Origin of the sequence: Devosia ginsengisoli (genome assembly GCF_024707105.1) — a bacterium.
Lineage (GTDB): Bacteria > Pseudomonadota > Alphaproteobacteria > Rhizobiales > Devosiaceae > Devosia > Devosia ginsengisoli_A.
In genome coordinates this window covers 177,120-195,549 of record NZ_JANQAJ010000005.1, presented here as the reverse complement: position 1 = coordinate 195,549, position 18,430 = coordinate 177,120, and the positions used below count along the sequence as shown (strand labels likewise).

17 protein-coding genes are annotated in these 18,430 nt (G+C 64.2%); 12 read left to right on the top strand and 5 right to left on the bottom strand.

Features of this window, described 5'->3' with window-relative positions:
• Positions 1-46 precede the first annotated feature (46 nt).
• From NVV79_RS02405 to NVV79_RS02385, 5 genes are all read left to right on the top strand, one after another.
• On the top strand, positions 47-538 hold the full coding sequence (locus NVV79_RS02405; protein ID WP_303985906.1) for a MarR family winged helix-turn-helix transcriptional regulator: 492 nt from the start codon (positions 47-49) through the stop codon (positions 536-538).
• The gene (locus NVV79_RS02400) at positions 538-1,416 is read left to right on the top strand and encodes an amidohydrolase family protein (protein ID WP_303985904.1); all 879 of its coding nucleotides are present in this window, start codon (positions 538-540) and stop codon (positions 1,414-1,416) included. The genes NVV79_RS02405 and NVV79_RS02400 overlap by 1 nt, the downstream gene beginning before the upstream one ends.
• Before the next feature lie 80 nt (positions 1,417-1,496).
• Positions 1,497-2,618, top strand: coding sequence for a C4-dicarboxylate TRAP transporter substrate-binding protein (locus NVV79_RS02395; protein ID WP_303985903.1), 1,122 nt, complete (start codon positions 1,497-1,499; stop codon positions 2,616-2,618).
• Positions 2,619-2,685: 67 nt separating this feature from the next.
• Entirely contained in the window at positions 2,686-3,183 is a 498-nt protein-coding gene (locus NVV79_RS02390) for a TRAP transporter small permease (protein WP_303985902.1), read from the top strand.
• Positions 3,180-4,484 (top strand): TRAP transporter large permease, encoded by a 1,305-nt coding sequence (locus NVV79_RS02385; protein ID WP_303985900.1) that lies wholly within the window; start codon positions 3,180-3,182, stop codon positions 4,482-4,484. Before NVV79_RS02390 ends, NVV79_RS02385 begins: the two co-directional genes overlap by 4 nt.
• Before the next feature lie 64 nt (positions 4,485-4,548).
• Here NVV79_RS02385 and NVV79_RS02380 read toward each other — a convergent pair whose 3' ends face one another.
• The 4 genes from NVV79_RS02380 to NVV79_RS02365 form a co-directional block, all read right to left on the bottom strand.
• On the bottom strand, positions 4,549-5,328 hold the full coding sequence (locus NVV79_RS02380) for an SDR family NAD(P)-dependent oxidoreductase (protein ID WP_303985898.1): 780 nt from the start codon (positions 5,326-5,328) through the stop codon (positions 4,549-4,551).
• Positions 5,329-5,381: 53 nt separating this feature from the next.
• Positions 5,382-6,812 carry a M81 family metallopeptidase gene (locus NVV79_RS02375; protein ID WP_303985895.1) on the bottom strand — a complete coding sequence of 477 codons (1,431 nt, stop codon included), beginning with the start codon at positions 6,810-6,812 and terminating at the stop codon, positions 5,382-5,384.
• Complete coding sequence (locus NVV79_RS02370) at positions 6,812-7,999, bottom strand: MFS transporter (protein WP_303985893.1); 1,188 nt, start codon at positions 7,997-7,999, stop codon at positions 6,812-6,814. The genes NVV79_RS02375 and NVV79_RS02370 overlap by 1 nt, the downstream gene beginning before the upstream one ends.
• Before the next feature lie 197 nt (positions 8,000-8,196).
• Positions 8,197-8,679, bottom strand: a complete 483-nt coding sequence (locus NVV79_RS02365; protein WP_303985890.1) for a hypothetical protein — start codon at positions 8,677-8,679, stop codon at positions 8,197-8,199.
• A gap of 376 nt (positions 8,680-9,055) precedes the next feature.
• On the opposite strand from NVV79_RS02365, the gene NVV79_RS02360 reads away from it, so the two are divergent.
• The 7 genes from NVV79_RS02360 (at position 9,056) to NVV79_RS02330 (ending at position 17,559) form a co-directional block, all read left to right on the top strand.
• The gene (locus NVV79_RS02360; RefSeq protein ID WP_303985887.1) at positions 9,056-10,210 is read left to right on the top strand and encodes a Gfo/Idh/MocA family protein; all 1,155 of its coding nucleotides are present in this window, start codon (positions 9,056-9,058) and stop codon (positions 10,208-10,210) included.
• A gap of 11 nt (positions 10,211-10,221) precedes the next feature.
• Complete coding sequence (locus tag NVV79_RS02355; protein WP_303985885.1) at positions 10,222-11,109, top strand: carbohydrate ABC transporter permease; 888 nt, start codon at positions 10,222-10,224, stop codon at positions 11,107-11,109.
• 107 nt (positions 11,110-11,216) lie between these two features.
• Positions 11,217-12,059, top strand: coding sequence for a carbohydrate ABC transporter permease (locus NVV79_RS02350; RefSeq protein ID WP_303986385.1), 843 nt, complete (start codon positions 11,217-11,219; stop codon positions 12,057-12,059).
• Positions 12,060-12,142: 83 nt separating this feature from the next.
• Complete coding sequence (locus tag NVV79_RS02345; RefSeq protein ID WP_303986383.1) at positions 12,143-13,351, top strand: ABC transporter substrate-binding protein; 1,209 nt, start codon at positions 12,143-12,145, stop codon at positions 13,349-13,351.
• An 89-nt stretch (positions 13,352-13,440) separates the two neighbouring features.
• Positions 13,441-14,523 carry an ABC transporter ATP-binding protein gene (locus NVV79_RS02340; protein WP_303985882.1) on the top strand — a complete coding sequence of 361 codons (1,083 nt, stop codon included), beginning with the start codon at positions 13,441-13,443 and terminating at the stop codon, positions 14,521-14,523.
• Positions 14,524-14,551: 28 nt separating this feature from the next.
• Complete coding sequence (locus tag NVV79_RS02335; RefSeq protein ID WP_303985879.1) at positions 14,552-15,418, top strand: MurR/RpiR family transcriptional regulator; 867 nt, start codon at positions 14,552-14,554, stop codon at positions 15,416-15,418.
• A 218-nt stretch (positions 15,419-15,636) separates the two neighbouring features.
• Positions 15,637-17,559, top strand: a complete 1,923-nt coding sequence (locus NVV79_RS02330; protein ID WP_303985876.1) for a beta-N-acetylhexosaminidase — start codon at positions 15,637-15,639, stop codon at positions 17,557-17,559.
• 10 nt (positions 17,560-17,569) lie between these two features.
• On the opposite strand, the gene NVV79_RS02325 is transcribed toward NVV79_RS02330, so the two are convergent.
• Positions 17,570-18,421 carry an NAD(P)-dependent oxidoreductase gene (locus NVV79_RS02325; RefSeq protein ID WP_303985873.1) on the bottom strand — a complete coding sequence of 284 codons (852 nt, stop codon included), beginning with the start codon at positions 18,419-18,421 and terminating at the stop codon, positions 17,570-17,572.
• Positions 18,422-18,430 lie beyond the last annotated feature (9 nt).

Genomic DNA, 18,430 nt, shown 5'->3' with positions numbered 1-18,430 from the left:
TGCCGGGCCTGCCGGCATCTATGAGTGAACCTGGAGAAGTGAAGTGATGGCGGTCCGTAAGCTCGACGAAGAGGACGTGGATGGCGCGGTCGGCAAGGCCGCCGTCTCGCTGGGCGAGCTCGAGAAGTCGGGCGGCTTCGTGCTGCGCATTGCCCAGCTCTCCGCCTTCGAGCGCTTCTTCACCGTGTTCGGCGAGAGCGAGATCCGGATTTCCGAATTCACCGTGCTGCTGGCTTTGTCGGAAAATCCGGGCATCCGCCAGGGCGTGCTGGCCGATGTGCTCAAGATCAAGTGGTCCAACATGACCAAGCTGGTGCGGGCGCTGGAGGATCGGGGCCTGATCGCCCGGCACATTCCGCATGACGACCGCCGCTCGGTGGTGCTCAGCGTGACCGAGGCCGGCAAGAAGCAGATCGATGCCACGGCGGAGAAGATGTACCGCTCGGACCGGGAAGCGCTGTCCATGCTCGATGACGAGGAGCATGCCCAGCTCATTGCCCTGTCGCGCAAGATTGCCGGCTGGCCGGAGGTCAAGTGATGGGGGCTAAGCTGAACCTCGACGACATGGTGGCGATCGACTTCCACACCCATGCCGAGGAAGCCTGCGGCATGCATGCCGATGACGGCTATGACGATCTGCAGCAGGCCATGGCGCAGTATTTCCACTCGCCCTTCAAGGCGCCGCCGACCATTCCGGAAACGGCCGAGTATTATCGGCAGCGCCGCATCGCGGCGGTGATCTTCCATGTCGATGCGGAGGCGGCCACGGGCCATCGCCGCTACAATAATGAAGAGATTGCCACGCTGGCGGCCGAGCATTCCGACGTGCTCATACCCTTCGCCTCCATCGATCCGGCCAAGGGCAAGATGGGGGTGCGCGAAGCGCGCCGGCTGATCAGCGATTTCGGTGTGCGGGGCTTCAAGTTCCACCCCACTTACCAGGCCTTCTATCCCAATGACCGCGCGGCCTACCCGCTCTACGAGGTGATCCAGGAGGCTGGCCTGCCCGCCCTGTTCCATACCGGCCAGACGGGCGTGGGCGCGGGCATGCGCGGCGGCTATGGCCTGCGGCTCAAATATTCCAATCCGATGTGCATCGACGATGTGGCAGCGGACTTTCCCGACCTCAAGATCATCATGGCCCACCCCTCCTTCCCCTGGCAGGAGGAGGCGCTGGCCGTGGCCACGCACAAGCCCAATGTCTACATCGACCTCAGCGGCTGGTCGCCGAAATACTTCCCGCCGATTCTGATCAAATACGCCAACAGCCTGCTCAAGGACCGCATGCTGTTCGGTTCGGACTGGCCCGCCATCATGCCCGATCGCTGGCTCGCCGACTTCGAGAAACTCGACATAAAGCCGGAGGTTCGTCCGTTGATCCTCAAGGAGAACGCACGCCGCCTGCTCGGTATCTAACCCAAGAAGACCGCGAAAAAGCGGCTCGAGACTAGAAACCAAGAGAGTGCGGCCGGACACCCGGCCGCGGGAGGACATAGATGAATAACCTGACCAGACTGCTTGCAGTTGCGTCGCTGGCGGCGCTTGCCGCCGGCACCGCGGAGGCGCGCGAATTGCGTCTCGCCTCGGGGGCGCCGCCGGCCCATCCGGCGACCGACCCGATGTATAACAGTTTCATGGAATTCCTGCCCGAGGAGACCGGTGGCGAGCTGACGGGCCTGATGATCGGCCCCGAAGTGGTTGGCATCGTCGCCGTCAAGCAGGCCCTGCAATCCTCGCTGGCCGAAGTGGGCAATGTGCTGCCGCTGTTCGCGGCGGGCGACCTGCCCAATACGGTGCTGACGGCCGACCTGGCCTTCCTGGCCACCACGCCCCATGCCATGGGCGCGGCGGTGACCGAATATGTCGTGACCTGCGAAGAATGCCAGGCCGAGTTCAAGGCCATGGGCGGCGTGTTCGTCGGGGCCGGCTCGTCCGACATCTATGTGCTGCTGACCACCAAGCCGGTCCATTCGCTGGCCGACCTGCAGGGGCTACGGCTGCGTTCGGGTGGCACGCCCTATGCCCGCTGGGCCGAAGCGCTCGGTGCGGCGCCGGCGCAGGTGCCGGTGAGCGACACGTTCGAATCCATGTCGCAGGGCGTGCTCGACGGCACCATGGCTTCGGTCTCGGACCTGATCTCGTATCGCCTGGTGGATGTGGCCAAATATATTATCGACGTGCCGCTCGGCACCTATCACACCACGTCCAACTTCACCGTGGCCGGCGGAGCCTGGGCCGAGCTGACACCGGAATTGCGGGCCGACTTCGCCCGCGCTGCTAACCGGTCCAGTGCGCTGTTCACCCAGAGCTGGGGCTATGACCGGGCCGCCGACGCCCGGCAGGCCGCACTGGATGCCGGTATCGAAATCATCCAGCCCGACCAGGACCTGCTCGACGCCACCAATGCGTTCCGCTTCAGCGATGTCGCCGATGCGGTCTCGGTGGCCGAAAGCCAGCTCGGGGTGACCGGCGCGGCCGACAAGATCGCCCGCTTCCAGGCGCTGGTGGAAAAGTGGACCGCCATCACCGATGCCGCCAATGGCGATGTCGATGCCATCGCCGCCGCGGTGCAGACGGAAGTCTGGGACAAGGTGGACTGGTCCACCTACGGCCTCTGAGCCACTGGCCCGCGGGGTGCTGACCCTGCCCGCGGGCTTCCTTGCCATCCGAGCGTGGAGTGAAGCGATGCGCGAGAGTCTCGACCGGCTCGTCGTCCGGATAAGCGACGGCCTGGCGCTGGTGGGCGCCATCGGCGTGGTGGCCATGCTGGTGCATATCACCGCCTATGTCATCACGCGGCAGTTCAGCCATGCGCCGGTTCCGGCCACCGTGGAGATCGTGTCCTATTATTACATGATCCTCATCGCCTTCCTGCCCCTTGCCTGGGCGGAGCGGCGCGGCGACATGATCTCGATCGAAATCTTCGCCTTTCTGATGAAGGGCCGCGTGGGCCGCATCAACGAAATCTTCGTGGCCCTGGTGACAGCAGGCGTCTATGCGATGCTCACCTACACGACGTGGCTGGTGGCGATGCGCGAATTTTCCGCCCGCAGCTTCGTCATTTCGCTCAGCGTCGCCATCCCGGTCTGGCCCAGCTATTTCGTGCTGCCGATCGGCTTCGGGCTCGCGGCCGTGGTCACGCTCTATCGGGGCCTGATGCCCAAGCAAGGAACAGCGAAATGAACCTGACACTGGGCCTTGCCGGCCTCGCCTTCCTGTTCGTGCTGCTGGCGCTGCAGGTGCCGATCGCCATCGCCATGATGGCCATAGCCTTTGTCGGGGTATGGGCCATGCTGGGGCTGGCGCCGGCCATCGGCGTGCTGGCCAATACGCCTTATGAATTCATCGCCAGCTGGACGCTGTCGGCGGTGCCGATGTTCCTGCTGATGGGGTTCATCGCCTATCACGGCGGGCTCACATCGGGCCTGTTCGATGCGGCCAAGCTGGGGCTACGCAAGGTGCCGGGCGGGCTGGGCATCGCCGCGATCGTCGCCTGTTCGGGATTTGCCTCGGTCTGCGGATCGAGCCTGGCCACCGCCGCCTCGCTCGGGCGTATCGCCATCCCCGAAATGGTGCGGGCCGGCTACAAGCCGAGCTTCGCCACCGGGGCGTTGGCCGCCGGCGGCACGATCGGTGCGCTGATCCCGCCGTCGATCCTGATGATCATCTATGGCGTCTTCGCCGAGACGTCGGTGACCAGCGTGTTCATGGGCGGGGTTTCGGTGGGGCTGCTCACCGCCGCGAGTTACATCATCGTCATCATGCTCATCGCCTGGCTGCGCAAGGACATCATTCCGGCCCGAGCGGTGGGGATCGACGATCTCGACGGCCGCAAGGTCATGCTGGCGGTCTGGCCGATCCTGGTGCTCATCGTCCTGGTGTTCGGCGGGCTGTTCTCGGGATTGTTCACCGCCACGGAGGCGGGGGCCGTGGGCGCGGCGGGCGCCATCGGGCTCGTGGCCATTACCGGGCGGCTGAACTGGCATGTACTGCGCCAGTCGATCCTCGAAACGCTGGGCACCTGTGCTTCGCTGTTCATCATCGGCGTCGGCGCGGTGATGTTTACCCGCTTCCTCGGGCTCAGCGGCGTGGCGGGACTGATCAGCGGCGCGGTGCAGGGATTCGAGCTCAATTATTTCGAACTGATGTTCGTCATCGTGGTGATCTACCTGATCCTGGGCATGTTCATGGAGCCGTTCGGCGCCATGCTGGTGACCCTGCCGGTGCTGATGCCGGTGCTCGACGCGCAGAATATCAACATGGTCTGGTTCGGCGTGTTCCTGGTGAAGCTCCTCGAAATCGGCATGATCACGCCGCCATTGGGGATGAATGTCTTCGTCATCCGAAACGTCGCCGGCGAATATGCCTCGCTGACCGACGTGTTCAAGGGTGTCACGCTGTTCCTGCTGGCGGACCTGGTGGTGGTGACCGCCATCGTGGCCTTCCCCGATATCGTGCTCTTCCTGCCGAATATGCTGCGGTAGGGGCGTGGTGCCACGCCCTCGTGGTTCGACGGGCTCACCATGAGGGCTACTCAGACCATTGGGCCTAGCGCAACAGGGACTGGCCGCCGTCGATATAGACGGGCACGCCGGTGACGTGGCGGGCAGCGTCGGAGGCGAGGAAGGCGATGACGTCGGCGACGTCTTCGGGGCGGCCGGGCTTGCCACCGGTAATGGGAATCTGCCCCTCGGGCCATTTGACCGGAATGGCCACGGATTCGACATTGCGCTTGTCGGTATTGTCCCAGATTTCGGTGTCGATGGCGCCGGGACAGACGGCATTGACGCGAATGCGGTGCTTGCCCAGTTCCAGCGCCAGTTGCTTGGTCATGGCGAGCTGGGCGGCCTTGGTGGCCGAATAGGCGGTGGCGCCGGCCGTGGTGAAGGTGCGGTTGCCATTGATCGAAGAGACGATGACCACGGCGCCGCCTTCGCGCCGGAGATGCGGCACGGCGAAATGCAGCGTCAGATAGGTGCCGCGCAGGTTGACATGCATGGTCTGGTCCCACTCGTCGGGGGTCAGTTCATCGATGGGCGCCCACATGCCGTTGATGCCGGCATTGGCCACGACGATATCGAGCCGGTTATAGGCGGCGATGGTGCGCTCGATAGCGGTCTGCATTTCCTTGGTGTCGGACACATCGGCCGTGACCGCCAGGGCCGTGCCGCCGGCGCCGACGATCTGGTCGCGGGTGGCTTCGATTTCGTCGGCGGTGCGGCTGAGCACGACGACGCGAGCGCCACCCGCGGCCAGCCGCAGGGCCGTCGCCTTGCCGATGCCCGATCCGGCGCCGGTCACCAGCGCCACCTTGCCTGGGAATTCCATTGCATGCTCCCGATGATTTCGTCCCTGCCGGAACGCATCGGGGGGCGATTAGGTTACGCGCGTTTTGACCACAGCACCTGCGGGGTGAAGGCAAAATCGGTGTCGAACGGATATTGCGGCACGGATTTATGCCTGCGCTCCAGCCGCTCGACGAACTGATCCACCACGCCAGGCGACAGGGCCATGAGGCTGGGATTGGCGATGGGGCCGAGATCGGGCGAGAGATAGCCTGACTTGACCGCGACGATTTTGGCAGCTCGCGGATCGAGGCCGAGGCGGGTGAAATCCGCCATATTGTGGAAGGGGCGCCGACGGGCGGTCAGGACCAGATCGATGCCACCGATGCGCACGACGGCTTCGCGCAGCAGGGCATTGTCGGTTTCGAGCAGGAAGCGGACTTCGGCCTGGGCCTCGACCGGCTTGCTCGATGTGTCGAGGCTCGCGCCGATGTGGAGGGGGAGCGATTTGCCCAGGCCAGCGGCATAGGCGGCGTCGGTCGCGGCGCGGTCGGCAATGCCGGCAAAGACCACGCCCTGCGCGTTGCGGGCGATCAGTTCGGCCAGCACTTCGGCGCGGTCGCCGACGCCGCCGCCGGTGGGGTTGTCGCCCGATTCCGCCAATACGGCGGGACCGGTGCCTGATGCCATGGCCCAGGCGACGCATTCCTCGATCGAGCCGACTTTCGTGCCGAAGACGAAGCCTTCGTGGATATTCCAGTAGTCCTGCGCCAAGTGGCGGGCGGCTGCTGCCATGGCGGCGCGGTCGGTGCCGGTGACGACGGCACAGGCGGTGGCGCGGGGTTCGTCGGCCCAGACATAGCCGACCTGGAAGGAGGCATCCCAGATGCCGGTCGGGTCTTCGACCGCCTGCAACTGGGAGTAGAAGCTGCGCGCCGGCTCGTCCTGGGTGCAGGTGCGTTCGCCCGGCAGCAGGACGGGTACGGGGGCCCAGGCGAGGACCGGCTTCTGCCCGGTGCGCAGGGCGCGGACCAGCATGGTGACGGCGCGGCGCATCGTATCGGGCACGTCGATATGGGGGGCGGTGCGATAGGTCGAAAAGATATCGAGATTATCGATGATGGCCTGGCTGATATTGCCGTGCAGGTCATAGCTGGCGGCGATCAGTACATCGGGGCCGACGACCGCGCGCACCGCGGCGATGAAATCGCCTTCGGCGTCGAACATGTTCTCGACGAACATGGCGCCATGCATGGCGAGATAGACGCCGTCGAGCGGCAGGGCGGCCTTCAGCCCATCGAGGATTTCCGCCTTCCAGCGCTCGTAGATATCCCGCTCGACCGGGCCGCCGGCAATAGCGCGGGCGTGGAGCACGGTGATGAACTCGGCCGGGAAATGGGTCAGGAAATCGAAATAGGCATCCTTGAGCATGGCGGGGCCGCGCAGGACGCGGAAATCGGCTTCGCGGGCAAGGACGGGATTGTAGGTGCTGCATTCGGTATGCAGCCCGGCAACGGCGATGCGCATCAGAGCACTCCGGGAATTTCGGCTTCGGGATTGGCTGTTGGGGCAGGCTTTCTGGTCGCCAGCCGGCCTGTCAGCAGCAGGCTGACCAGCAGCACCGGCACGAGGCAGGCAATGCCCAGCCGCATGTCGAAATGTTCGGCGACGAAGCCGATGACCGGCGGGCCGACGAGAAAGCCCAGCAGGGCGACGAAGCTGAGGATGGCCACATTGGCCGAGGCGGTGCGATCGGTGAGGCTGGCCGCAGCCGTGACGGCCAGCGGGAAGCCGACGGAGACGCCGAGGCCGATGATGGCGAAGCCGAACAAGGCAACCGGCGTATTGGGTGAAATGAAGAGGATCGCCGCGCCGGCGACCGCCAGCACGCCGCAGATGCGGGCCGTATTGACCGCGCCGAAGCGCCGCTTGAGCGTATCGCCGCCGAAGCGGCCGGCTGCCACCATCATGGCGAAGACCGAATAGCCCAGCCCGACAATGCCGCTTTCGGCGCCCAGCGCGTCGCGCAGGAAAATCGCCGACCAGTCGGCCATGGCGCCCTCGGTCATGGTGATGCCGAAGACGAAGAAGCAGATGCCGAGGAGAGCCCAACTGGGGAAAGCCCAGACCGAGCGCTGGTGCTCGCTTTTGGGCGCCTCGGGCGCCAGGACCGGCAGGGCATTGGACACGATGAGCGCCACTGGCAGTACGACAACGGCCACGAGCATAATGGCCCATTTCGCTTCGAGGCCAAGGGCGGCGAGGCCGGAGCCGATCAGGCTGCCGACCATGATGCCGACTGACCAGAAGCCGTGCGAAGTGGTCATGATGACGGAGCCAGTGGCTTTTTCCACCGCGTCGGCCTGCACGTTGAGGCCCAGTTCCACGAAGGAAATGGTCGATCCCGCCAGCATCAGGGCGACGAAGAGCATGACCGGGTTCATGGCGAAGGCCGGCAGGCTGGCGGCGATGGAATAGAGCACGAAGCCGGCGAGGATCGCCATGCGCGGACCGATCTTGCCGACCAGTGGACCGGCAAAGGGGAGGGTCAGCAAGGTGCCGCAAGGCAGGCCGAGCAGGGCGATGGCCAGCCCCTGCGGGCCCAGGCCCAGCGCCTGCTGCACATCGGGAATGCGCGGCAGCCAGGAGCCGAAAGCAATCGGCTGCAGGAAGAAGACCAGCATGGTGAGGCGTTGGGGGGAGAGGAGGGACATCGGGGTGGCTCGGTGTTTCGGTTTGGCAATCTTCCCTTCTCCCCTCGTGGGAGAAGGTGCCCGAAGGGCGGATGAGGGGGGCGCTGAGCCTTCCGTCAACATTGAAGCATGGGTGGGCGCAGCCCCCCTCACCCCTCGAAAATCCTCTGAACGAGGATTTCCTATCCCTCTCCCACAAGGGGAGAGGGAGACTCCACTCAGGCCTTCCCCATCGGATAGGGCAGATAGCCGGCAAAGCCGGTGAGTTTCCACACGCCATCAACCTTGCGGCAGAAGTAGAGGGTCTGCCAGTTGAGGGTGTCCTTGCCGCCGTCGCTCAGGGCGATGGAGCCGTCGAACTTCTTGTGGGCGATGGCGATGTCGCCGCTGATCTCGATCTCGGTGAGACTGGTGGCGCGGTGGATGCCCTCAAGCACGTCCTCGGCATAGTCGAGTTTCTGGCTCTCCCTGGCCTGGCGAATCCAGTCGTCGCGATAGGCTTCCAGCGTGGGAAAGCTGATGCGCCAGTCGTCGGGATTGCCGGATTTTCCGCCATTGATGCCCAGGAAGCCCTCCCTGATGAAATCGCCATCGACCATGCTCCAGTCGGCGGCGACGAAGGCGGCGATGTCGCGCTCCACCAGCATGGTCCAGATGGCACCCCGGTCGGGATCGTTGGGGAAAGGATTGGTGCTGCTCATGAAAGCTCTCGTGGGGTTCCGATCCGGCGGCGACTCCGCGTCCCCGCCAATAGGGCCGTATTTGTGTTCCAAATTTTCATTGATGTCATCAGTGTGAAAGCGCCGATTAGAAGCCAGATGAATACCAATTTCGACATGCTGCCCGTTTTATCGGCGCTTGTCCACATCGGAAGAATCAATGAACTCGATATAAACGCCCGGAAATTCGGCAGAATGACGCTATTTTGCACAAATCGCGGGGGTGGCTTAAATTGGTATTGAATGTGTGACGAATTCGTGTTGACATTACTTTCGGAACGATCCTAATCTTGAAAATCGTTTACAGAATTCCCGACCGATCCGAAAGAGATTGGCGGCATTACAGGGCAGGAAATTCATGCGGGTAGGCATTATCGGCCTCGGCTATCGTTTGGGCTATCTGGCGCGGGTCTTCTCCGCCGCCCGGCCGGATTTTGCCATTGCCGGCTATGTCGATCCGGCTCCGGCCGGCCTGCCCTATGCCACCGAACACGGCATTTCCGTCGGCAAGCAATATGACTCGCTCGACGCGCTGCTCGACAATGAAGAGCTGGACCTGCTGATGGTGGGTTCGCCCAACCATCTCCATCTCGAGCACATCCGCATCGGCCTCGATCGCGGCATGAAGATCTTCACCGAAAAGCCTGTCGTGACCACGGTCGAGGAGACCATGGAACTGGCCCGGCTCATCGCCCAATACGGCTCGGACAATCTCATGGTGGGCCTGGTGCTGCGCTATGCGCCGCTCTATGTCGACCTGCGCAAGGCCCAGGCCGACGGCATGCTGGGCGATATTACCGCCATCGAGGCGTCAGAGCATATTCCGCCCTATCACGGCGCCTTCTTCATGCGCGACTGGCGCCGCTACGAGCGCTATTCAGGCAGCTTCATGCTGGAAAAGTGCTGCCACGACCTCGACCTCTATAACGGGGTCATGGGCTGCCGGCCGCGCTATGTGTCGAGCTTCGGCGGCCGCCGCACCTTCGTGCCCAAGAATGCCCCGGCCGCGTCAGGCATCAACGACATGGAAGTCTATCACCGCAAGCCGAGTGGCTGGATGGGGAGCGAGAAGGTGTTCGACAGCGATGGCGACATCATCGATTTCCAGACGGCCATGGTGCAGTACGAAAACGGCGCGGCGCTGACCTTCCACACCAATCTCAACGTGCCCGACGACTTCCGGCGCTTTGCCGTGATGGGCGCGCAGGGCATGGCCGAGGGCGACTTCATCCGCAATTTCTTCCGCGTCACCGACAGCCGCACCTCCGAGCGGCTGATCGACGCCACCTACAAGACCGGCGGGTTGAGCCAGCATTACGGTGCGGACGAGCAGATGGCCGAGGATATCCTCAAGCACATGATCGAGGGCGCGGCGCTGCCGGTATCGGTCACCGATGCACTGGAGGCGGGGCTGCTGGCCCTGACCATGGACCAGGCGATGCGGACCCGCTCCGTTATCGACATGGCCCCGATCTGGCAGCAATTCGATGTTGCCCTCGGGCGAGCGAACTGAGGAGAAGAGAGATGACCGGCACCCGCAGCGCTTCCCTCTTCGCACTGGCCCTCCTGGCTCCGGCTCTCATCTATATCCTGATCATCGTCGCCTATCCGCTGTTCGATACGGTGGTGCTCAGCTTCACCAATGCGGCTTTGCGCCCAACCTATGATTTCGTCGGCTGGGCCAATTACGAGCGCATTTTCGGGGCCGGCAACTTCACCGAAATCATCCTGCGCACCTTCATCTGGACCTTCTTTTCGGTCGCCGCCAAAATGATCATCGGCACGTTGGGCGCCTCGCTGCTCAATGCCGCCATTCCCGGACAATCGGTGTTCCGCATCCTCACCATGCCGCCCTGGATCGTGCCCATGGCGATCGGCATCTATATGTGGGCGTGGATGTATAACGGCCAGTTCGGCATGATTTCGGGGCTGATGCAGAATTTCGGCCTGCTCAGCAAACCCTGGCCCATCCTGGCCTATGGCGACAGCGCCTTCTGGGCCACCATCGTCACCGACGTGTGGATCGGCGTGCCCATGGTCACAATCTATATGCTGGCCGCCATGCAATCGGTGCCCAAGGACCTTTACGAGGCCGCCTGGACCGATGGCGCCGGCCGCTTCTACCGCTTCCGCAAGATCACCCTGCCCTTGCTGGTGCCGGCGCTGCTGACCATGAGCCTGCTCTCGCTCATCGCCACCTTCAATTCCTTCGATATCATCTACATCCTGACCCGCGGCGGCCCCTCCGGTTCGACCACCACGATGATCATCGACACCTACAACACCGCCATGGGCAGCCGCAAATATGGCGAGGGCGCCGCGCGCGCCGTGGTCATCTCACTCTTCGTCACGCTGTTCTGCATCGTCTATTTCCGCGCCGTCCGCAGGCTGCAGCAGGGAGAAGCCAAATGAGCGATGTCGCCCGCACCACCGAAGCCGCGGCGGGGACCTCGTCCCTGTCTGCCACCACGCAGGCCATGGCCAGGACCGCCCCGCGCGGGCGCCGCTCCGGCAGGCCGATGATCGACCGCTACAAGTGGTACGAGATCGTGCTGCTCTATGCCGGCATGGCGGTATTCCTCTTCTTCGTGCTGGCGCCATTCATCGAAGGCTTCCTGGTGTCGCTGAAGCCGCTGAGCCAGCTCTTCTCCACGCCCTACAACTTCATCCCGCAAAACGGCTCGTTCGACGCCTATTTCACCATGTGGCAATCGGTGCCCATGCTGGCGCTCTACATCTTCAATTCGTTCTTCATCTCGACCGTGGTCACGCTGATCGTCATCGCCGTCGTGGTGCCGGCCGCCTATGCCTTCGCCCGCTTCCAGTTCGGCGGGTCGGGGATCCTGCTGGGCGGGTTCCTGGCGGTCAACATGTTCTCGGGCGCGGTGCTGCTCATCCCACTGTTCCGCCTGATGCGGACCATGGGCCTGCTCAATACCTATTGGGCGATGATCGTGCCGGGCGCCGCCTTCCTCATCCCGTCATCCATCTGGCTGCTGCGCACCTATATGATGCGCATTCCGCGGGAGCTGGACGAGGCGGCGTGGGTCGATGGCGCCAGCCGGCTCTATACCCTGCGCCGCGTGGTACTGCCGCTGGCCATGCCCGGCATCGTGGTGGTCGCCATCATGACCTTCATCGGCGCCTATGCGCAGCAGTTCATCTTCGCCCTGACCTTCAACTCGCGCAGCGAGTTCATGCCGCTGCCCATCGGCCTGTTCGCCTTCTTCGGCAAGCAGGAAGTGATCTGGAACGAGCTGATGGCAGCCAGCTTCATCGGAATCCTGCCGGTCATGATCGTCATCGTGTTCCTGCAGCGCTATCTCGTCGCCGGCCTCACAGCCGGTGCCGTGAAGCAGTAGTGCCTTCACGGCCGGGGCTATGATCCCGGCCGGGGACAGCGTCTTCGGACGCGCAATCAAGGGAGACTAACGTGAAAAAAACTATCGGACTGACGGCGGTATCGCTTCTGGCCCTGGCCAGTGCGACCCCCGCTACCTTTGCCCAGGACCAGGTGATCAGCTTCATCAACTGCGGTGACACGCTGACGGCCGGCTACGAGGATTACATCGCCGAGTGGGAAGCGGCCAATCCCGGCTTCGACGTCCAGCCCGAAATCGTCGGCTGGGGCCAGTGCCAGGACAAGGTGACCACCCTCGCCGCCGCCGGCACGCCGGTCTCGCTGGCCTATGTCGGCTCGCGTACCCTCAAGCAATTCGCCCTCAACGACCTCATCGTTCCCATTCCGATGACCGATGAGGAAAAGGCCGGCTACTACAATTACGTTCCCGAGACCGTGACCTTCGACGGCACGCAGTGGGGCATTCCGGTCGCGTTCTCGACCAAGGCCCTGTTCTGGAACAAGGACGTGTTCGAAGCCGCCGGCCTCGACCCCGAAGTTCCCCCCACCACCTGGGAAGAAGAGATCGCCTTCGCCAAGCAGATCGAAGACAATACCGATTTCGACGGGTTCGGTGTGGTCGCCAAGACCTTCGACAACACCATGCACCAGTTCCTCCACTGGGTTTACACCAATGACGGCCTGGTGATCGATGCCGACGGCAATATCGTGCTCGACAGCCCGCAGAACCTGGAAGCCCTGACCGCCCTGCGCGACATCTCGGCCTATTCGGAAGAAGGCCCGACCGCCTACGAACAGAACGAAGTCCGCGCCATCTGGCTCGACGGTACGCTGGGCATGATCCATGCCTCGTTCAACGCGGGCAACCTCGCCAATGAAGCCGGCATGAACTGGGGCGTCGCCCCGCTGCCGCTCGGCCCGTCGGCCAAGGGTCCCGGCACGCTGCTGATCACCGACTCGCTGGCCGTGTTCAAGGGCACGGGCGTCGAAGAGCAGGCCATCAGCCTGGCCAAGTACATCACCGAAGGCACCCGCCAGTGGGATGCGGAAATGGCCCAGGGCCTGACCCCGCTGCGTCCGCTGCAGCCGCAGACTGATGAGCTGATCGCCTCGGATGCCGCCTGGAAGCCCTTCCTCGACGGTATCGAATTCGGTGGTCCCGAGCCGCTACTGACCGACTATGTCGGCCTGCAGAACGTGATGATCGAAATGGTCCAGTCCGTCGTGACCGGTACCGCCGAGCCTGCCGCCGCCCTCACCAAGGCTGCCGGCGAACTCGAGCAGTACAAGTAGGATCCTCCCGCCGTCGCCGTCCTCCGGGATGGCGGCGGCACCCTGATTTTGCCTGCCCGCGGGACAGCCCCGCCGACCGGAGACGAAGAATGGCCGAACTCAGCCTCAAGCGCGTGGAAAAGTCCTTCAACGAGGCCCATATCATCAAGGGTATCGACCTCGAGGTTTCCGAAGGCGAGTTCGTGGTCTTTGTCGGCCCGTCCGGCTGCGGCAAGTCCACTTTGCTGCGCATGATTGCGGGCCTCGAAGAGGTCAGCGCCGGCGAGATCGAGATCGGCGGCCGCATCGTCAACGACCTGCCCCCGGTGCAGCGCGGCATCGCCATGGTGTTCCAGAGCTACGCGCTCTACCCGCATATGACCGTCTACGAAAACATCGCCTTTCCGCTGCGCGTCGAGCGCCTGCCCCAGGCCGAGGTCGACAAACGCGTCGATGCCGCGGCCAAGGTGCTGCAGCTCGAATCCCGCCTGCAGCAGCGCCCCGGCACGCTTTCGGGCGGCCAGCGCCAGCGCGTCGCCATCGGCCGCGCCATCGTGCGCCAGCCGCGGATTTTCCTGTTCGACGAGCCTTTGTCCAATCTCGATGCCGCACTCCGTTCGGAGATGCGCATCGAATTGATGGAGCTGCACAAAAGGCTCGGCTCGACCATGATCTACGTCACCCATGACCAGGTCGAGGCCATGACCATGGCCGACAAGATCGTGGTGCTCGATGCCGGCACGATTTCCCAGATCGGCTCGCCCCTCCAACTCTACCACAAGCCCGACAACCTGTTCGTTGCCGGCTTTATCGGCTCGCCCAAGATGGACTTCATCAACGGTACTGTCAGCTCGGCCGATGGCACGACCGCCGTGGTCGACCTGGGCGAACTGGGGACGATCAGCCTGCCGCGCCAGTCCAAGGCCATTGCGGGCCAGACCGTCACTATCGGCATTCGCCCCGAGCACCTGAACCTGGACCGGCGCGAGGGCGAATTCACCCTGTCGGTGACGCCCAATATCGTCGAACAGCTCGGCATCCATACGGTCACCTATTCGACGCTGCCGGGTGGCGAGAATTTCATCGGCCTGTTCGAGGGCGACCCCAGCGTGCCCGAGGGCCAGAAGCTCGATATTAGCTTCGCGCTGGATCAGGTCCACCTCTTTGACCAGGCGGGGCTGGCGGTCTACTGAGCCATCGCGACCGCCACGGAGGGGAATCATGCTGGACATTGTCGGCCTGCTGCAGACCGAGAAAAACGAGTTCACCCGCTCCGAACGCGCCCTGACCGAAATCGTGCTGGCCGATGTCGACAGCGTGCTCAAGATGAGCATTGTCGACCTGGCGGCGCAGGCCGATGTGTCCCCGCCCACGGTCACCCGGTTCTGCCGGCGCCTGGGCTGCGACTCTTATGCCGATTTCAAGGTGCGGCTGGCCCAGTCGCGCTTTGTCGGCCAGCGCTATTTCGCCCCGGCCGCCGGCCCGTCCAGCGTGCGGGAAATCGCGCAGGGCGTGGTCAACGGCATCCAGTCGACCATCTACGAGACCTTCGACCATCTCGATTTCGATGCGGTGGAGCGCGCTGCCGAGAGCATCGTCAAGGCGGGTTTCGTGCTGGCTTTCGGCTCGGGCGGCTCATCATCCATGGTGGCGACCGAAACCGAGGTTCGCCTGTTCCGGCTGGGCCTCAAGATCGCCTCATCCACCGACCACCAGGTGCAGATGATGCGGGCGGCCTCCTCGCCGTCGGGGACGGCCATCCTGGCTTTCTCGCTTTCGGGCAACAACCTGCCGCTGGTGCGGGCGATGAGCGTGGCCGGTGAATATGGCCATACGCGCATCGTCATCACGCGCTCGCATTCATCCATGGCCGAACAGGCCGATATTCTGCTGCCCATCGACCGGCGCGATAATCCGGACATATTGCGGCCGACGCCCGGCCGCTATGCGCTGCTCGCCGCGGTGGACATTCTCGCCCAGACCGTCGCCACGCGGCTGGGTTCGCCCGCCATTGCCAGCATGCGCCGCATCAAGCACCAGCTCGTCGTCAACCGCGACGGCGACGACGCCCAGCCGCTGGGGGATTAGCGACCGGCCTTCCCATCCTAGACCTCATGGTGAGCTTGTCGAACCACGAGGTCGCAGCCCGATCCTGCCACGGCCTCGTCCTTCGACAAGCTCAGGATGAGCCCTACCGATAGAACGAGTTTTCCCCATGACCATCGCCTTTTCCCTCGTCACCACCTGGACCCCTGCCAAGGATGGCGAACCGCTCGGTTATGGGATCGAGCTGACCAATACCGGCGATGCAGCGGTCCGCGATTTCCAGCTCGGCTTTTTCGGGGCCGGCGCGCATCGATCCGCATGCGACGCTGGAAAATGGCAAGCTGCTCAAGCGCCTGTCCAACCACACGTTGATCGCCCCGCCCGACGGTTTCGTGCTGGAGCCGGGCCAGACCTGGAAATCCACCGCGCGTGGGCTGTCCTATGGACTGCGCCACTGGAGCGACGGAGCCAATAGCGGCTATGTGGCGCTGGCCGATGGCACGATCGTGACGCTGGCGACGGCGCCGACCCAGGCCAAGGGGCACAATTCGCCTTTGCTCAAGGGCGCGGCCAAATTCCCGGTGCCGGCCAAGGCGCCGGTGCCGGTTTCGATCATTCCCTGGCCGAAATCGGTGGCCACGACGGGTGCTCGTGTGGCGCCTCCGGGTCTCGACCTCAAGCCGGAAAGCAGCGATGCCGGGAAAGCCGCGGCGGCCTTTACCAAGCTCGTTGCCGATCTGTTTGCGGTGGAGGGGCTGGTCCGTCCGGCCTCGGAAGCCGGCATGCCGGTGGCCATCCGCCACAAGGCAGGGCTGGGCGCGGAAGCCTATGAGCTGAGCTTTGCCGAGAATGGCGCCACGGTGGAAGCCAGCACGCGGCAGGGCATGTTCTATGGGCTGGTGACGCTCGGGCACGTCCTGCGTGGGGCCAGGCAATATCCGCAGACTTTCGTTTTTCCGACCGGCGGCGTGATTGCCGACGAGCCGGGCTTTGCCTATCGCGGTTGCCATCTCGACGTGGCGCGCCAGTTCTATTCGGGCGCCGAGGTCAGCCGGCTCATTCAGTTGATGGCGTGGAACAAGCTCAACAAATTCCACTGGCACCTGAGCGAGGACGAGGCGTGGCGCGTCGAGATCGATGCCTATCCGCAACTCACGGAAATCGGTGCGTGGCGCGGCCATGGCAAGGCGCTGCCGCCGCTGCTGGGCTCGGGGCCACATCCGACGGGCGGCTATTATTCCAAGGCCGTCATCCGCGAGATCGTGGCCTTGGCCGACAGCCTCGCCATCTCGGTCATCCCCGAAATCGATATGCCGGGTCACTTCTATGCGGCGCTGCAGGCGCTGCCGGAATTGCGCGACCCCAACGAGACCGGCGAATACCAGTCGGTGCAGGGCTTTCCCAATAACAGCCTGAATCCGGCGCATGAGCCGGTCTATGCCTTCGTCGAAAAGGTGGTCGACGAAGTGCTGGAGCTGTTCCCGGCGGGGATATTCCATCTCGGGGCCGACGAGGTGCCGCTGGCCGCCTGGTCGGGATCGCCGCTGGCGCTCGACATGATCGAGAAGCTCGGCGGCATCGAGATGCGCAAGAAGCATGAGCGCCAGTTCAACCAGCTCGGCAATCATGGCGGGGCCGACGAGATCGAGGGTTCGCCCACGGCGCTGATCCAGGCCGCCTTCATCCGCCGCGTGCATGAGATCATCAAGAAGAAGGGCGCCATTACCGGCGGCTGGGAAGAGGCCGCGCATGGCGACGCCGTGGACAAGGACAAGGCCTTCGTCATCGGCTGGCGCAATGTGGAGATCAATGCCGAACTGGCCGAGCGGGGCTATGACATCGTGGTGTCGCCCGGCCAGCGCTATTACCTCGACATGGCCAATGGCGTGGCCTGGGCCGAACCGGGCGCTGGCTGGGCCGGCTGGTCGGGCCCGCAGGAAACCTATGAATTCGAGAGCCGCGAGGGCATGTCGGAACAAGGGCTCAAGCATCTGCTGGGCGTCCAGGCCTGTATCTGGAGCGAGAGCATGACCGATCGGGCCATTTTCGACCGGCTGGTGTTCCCGCGCCTGTCGGCGGTGGCCGAGGCGGGCTGGACCTTGCCCGAGCGCAAGAGCTGGAGCCGCTTCAAGGCGCTCGTGGGCACCATGCCGATCATGTATGGCAACTGGGCGGCGGACTGACCGCGGAGACTCAGCCGCCCTGCCCTGCCCGCTTGTCGAGCACGGATTGTACCGTTTCGGCAAGCGGCGCGTCGTGACCGGGGCCGGCTTGGCCCATGGCGTCCTGCACGGCGGCGATTTCGCGGGCCAGGGCGCCGTGCAGGCCCAGCGCATCGAGCGTAAAACCGCTTTCGCGCATTTCGGCGGCGCGGCGGCGGCCGTGGCGCGTGGTGCGCTCGAACTGGTAGGCTGAGAAGCGGGGCCAGTCGAGGCCCGGATAGGATGCAGAGAGCGAGGCGTAAATCTCGTCAAAGCAACCGGAGGCGTGGGCGGCCAGCAGGGTTTCGACGGTGATGGCTTCGAGCCCTTTGACGAAGAGCGAGCGCACCATCTTGATGGCGGTGGCCGCGCCAGGCTCGGGCCCGACCACGCTGGCGGAAAAGTCCAGAGCCTGCAATTGCGGCAGCAGGGTTTCGGCGGGCGCGCCGGCCAGCAGAACCGGCGTCGCGTGCTTTTTGGGATGGACCGGGGCCATGACGGCCATGTCGAGATAATGCGCGCCGGCCGCTTCGACCGCCGCTGCCGTTTCGCGCTTGCGGCCGGGGGACACGGAGTTGATGTCGATGAGGACCTGGCCCTGCCGGAGGTGGGGCAGCAGTGGTTCGACGGCCAACAGGCTCTGGTCGGCGGTGACGGCGCTGAAGATCCAATCGGCTTCGGCGAGGCCAGCGATGGCGACGGGCGCGGCGCCGCGCAGCTTCATCGCTTCGCGCATGGCGCCGTCGTCGTTATCGAGCAGGATGTCATAGGCCAGCACTGACCGGGCCAGGCCATCGTGAAAGGCCCGTGCCGCTTCGCCATATCCGAGGAATCCAATCTTCACCTGCGCCTC

Excerpts from the sequence above, each read along its gene's own strand:
- NVV79_RS02405 (WP_303985906.1), top strand. The coding sequence starts at position 47 with ATGGCGGTCCGTAAGCTCGACGAAGAGGACGTGGATGGCGCGGTCGGC.
- NVV79_RS02400 (WP_303985904.1), top strand. The coding sequence starts at position 538 with ATGGGGGCTAAGCTGAACCTCGACGACATGGTGGCGATCGACTTCCAC.
- NVV79_RS02395 (WP_303985903.1), top strand. The coding sequence starts at position 1,497 with ATGAATAACCTGACCAGACTGCTTGCAGTTGCGTCGCTGGCGGCGCTT.
- NVV79_RS02390 (WP_303985902.1), top strand. The coding sequence starts at position 2,686 with ATGCGCGAGAGTCTCGACCGGCTCGTCGTCCGGATAAGCGACGGCCTG.
- NVV79_RS02385 (WP_303985900.1), top strand. The coding sequence starts at position 3,180 with ATGAACCTGACACTGGGCCTTGCCGGCCTCGCCTTCCTGTTCGTGCTG.
- NVV79_RS02380 (WP_303985898.1), bottom strand. The coding sequence starts at position 5,328 with ATGGAATTCCCAGGCAAGGTGGCGCTGGTGACCGGCGCCGGATCGGGC.
- NVV79_RS02375 (WP_303985895.1), bottom strand. The coding sequence starts at position 6,812 with ATGCGCATCGCCGTTGCCGGGCTGCATACCGAATGCAGCACCTACAAT.
- NVV79_RS02370 (WP_303985893.1), bottom strand. The coding sequence starts at position 7,999 with ATGTCCCTCCTCTCCCCCCAACGCCTCACCATGCTGGTCTTCTTCCTG.
- NVV79_RS02365 (WP_303985890.1), bottom strand. The coding sequence starts at position 8,679 with ATGAGCAGCACCAATCCTTTCCCCAACGATCCCGACCGGGGTGCCATC.
- NVV79_RS02360 (WP_303985887.1), top strand. The coding sequence starts at position 9,056 with ATGCGGGTAGGCATTATCGGCCTCGGCTATCGTTTGGGCTATCTGGCG.
- NVV79_RS02355 (WP_303985885.1), top strand. The coding sequence starts at position 10,222 with ATGACCGGCACCCGCAGCGCTTCCCTCTTCGCACTGGCCCTCCTGGCT.
- NVV79_RS02350 (WP_303986385.1), top strand. The coding sequence starts at position 11,217 with ATGATCGACCGCTACAAGTGGTACGAGATCGTGCTGCTCTATGCCGGC.
- NVV79_RS02340 (WP_303985882.1), top strand. The coding sequence starts at position 13,441 with ATGGCCGAACTCAGCCTCAAGCGCGTGGAAAAGTCCTTCAACGAGGCC.
- NVV79_RS02335 (WP_303985879.1), top strand. The coding sequence starts at position 14,552 with ATGCTGGACATTGTCGGCCTGCTGCAGACCGAGAAAAACGAGTTCACC.
- NVV79_RS02330 (WP_303985876.1), top strand. The coding sequence starts at position 15,637 with ATGCAGCGGTCCGCGATTTCCAGCTCGGCTTTTTCGGGGCCGGCGCGC.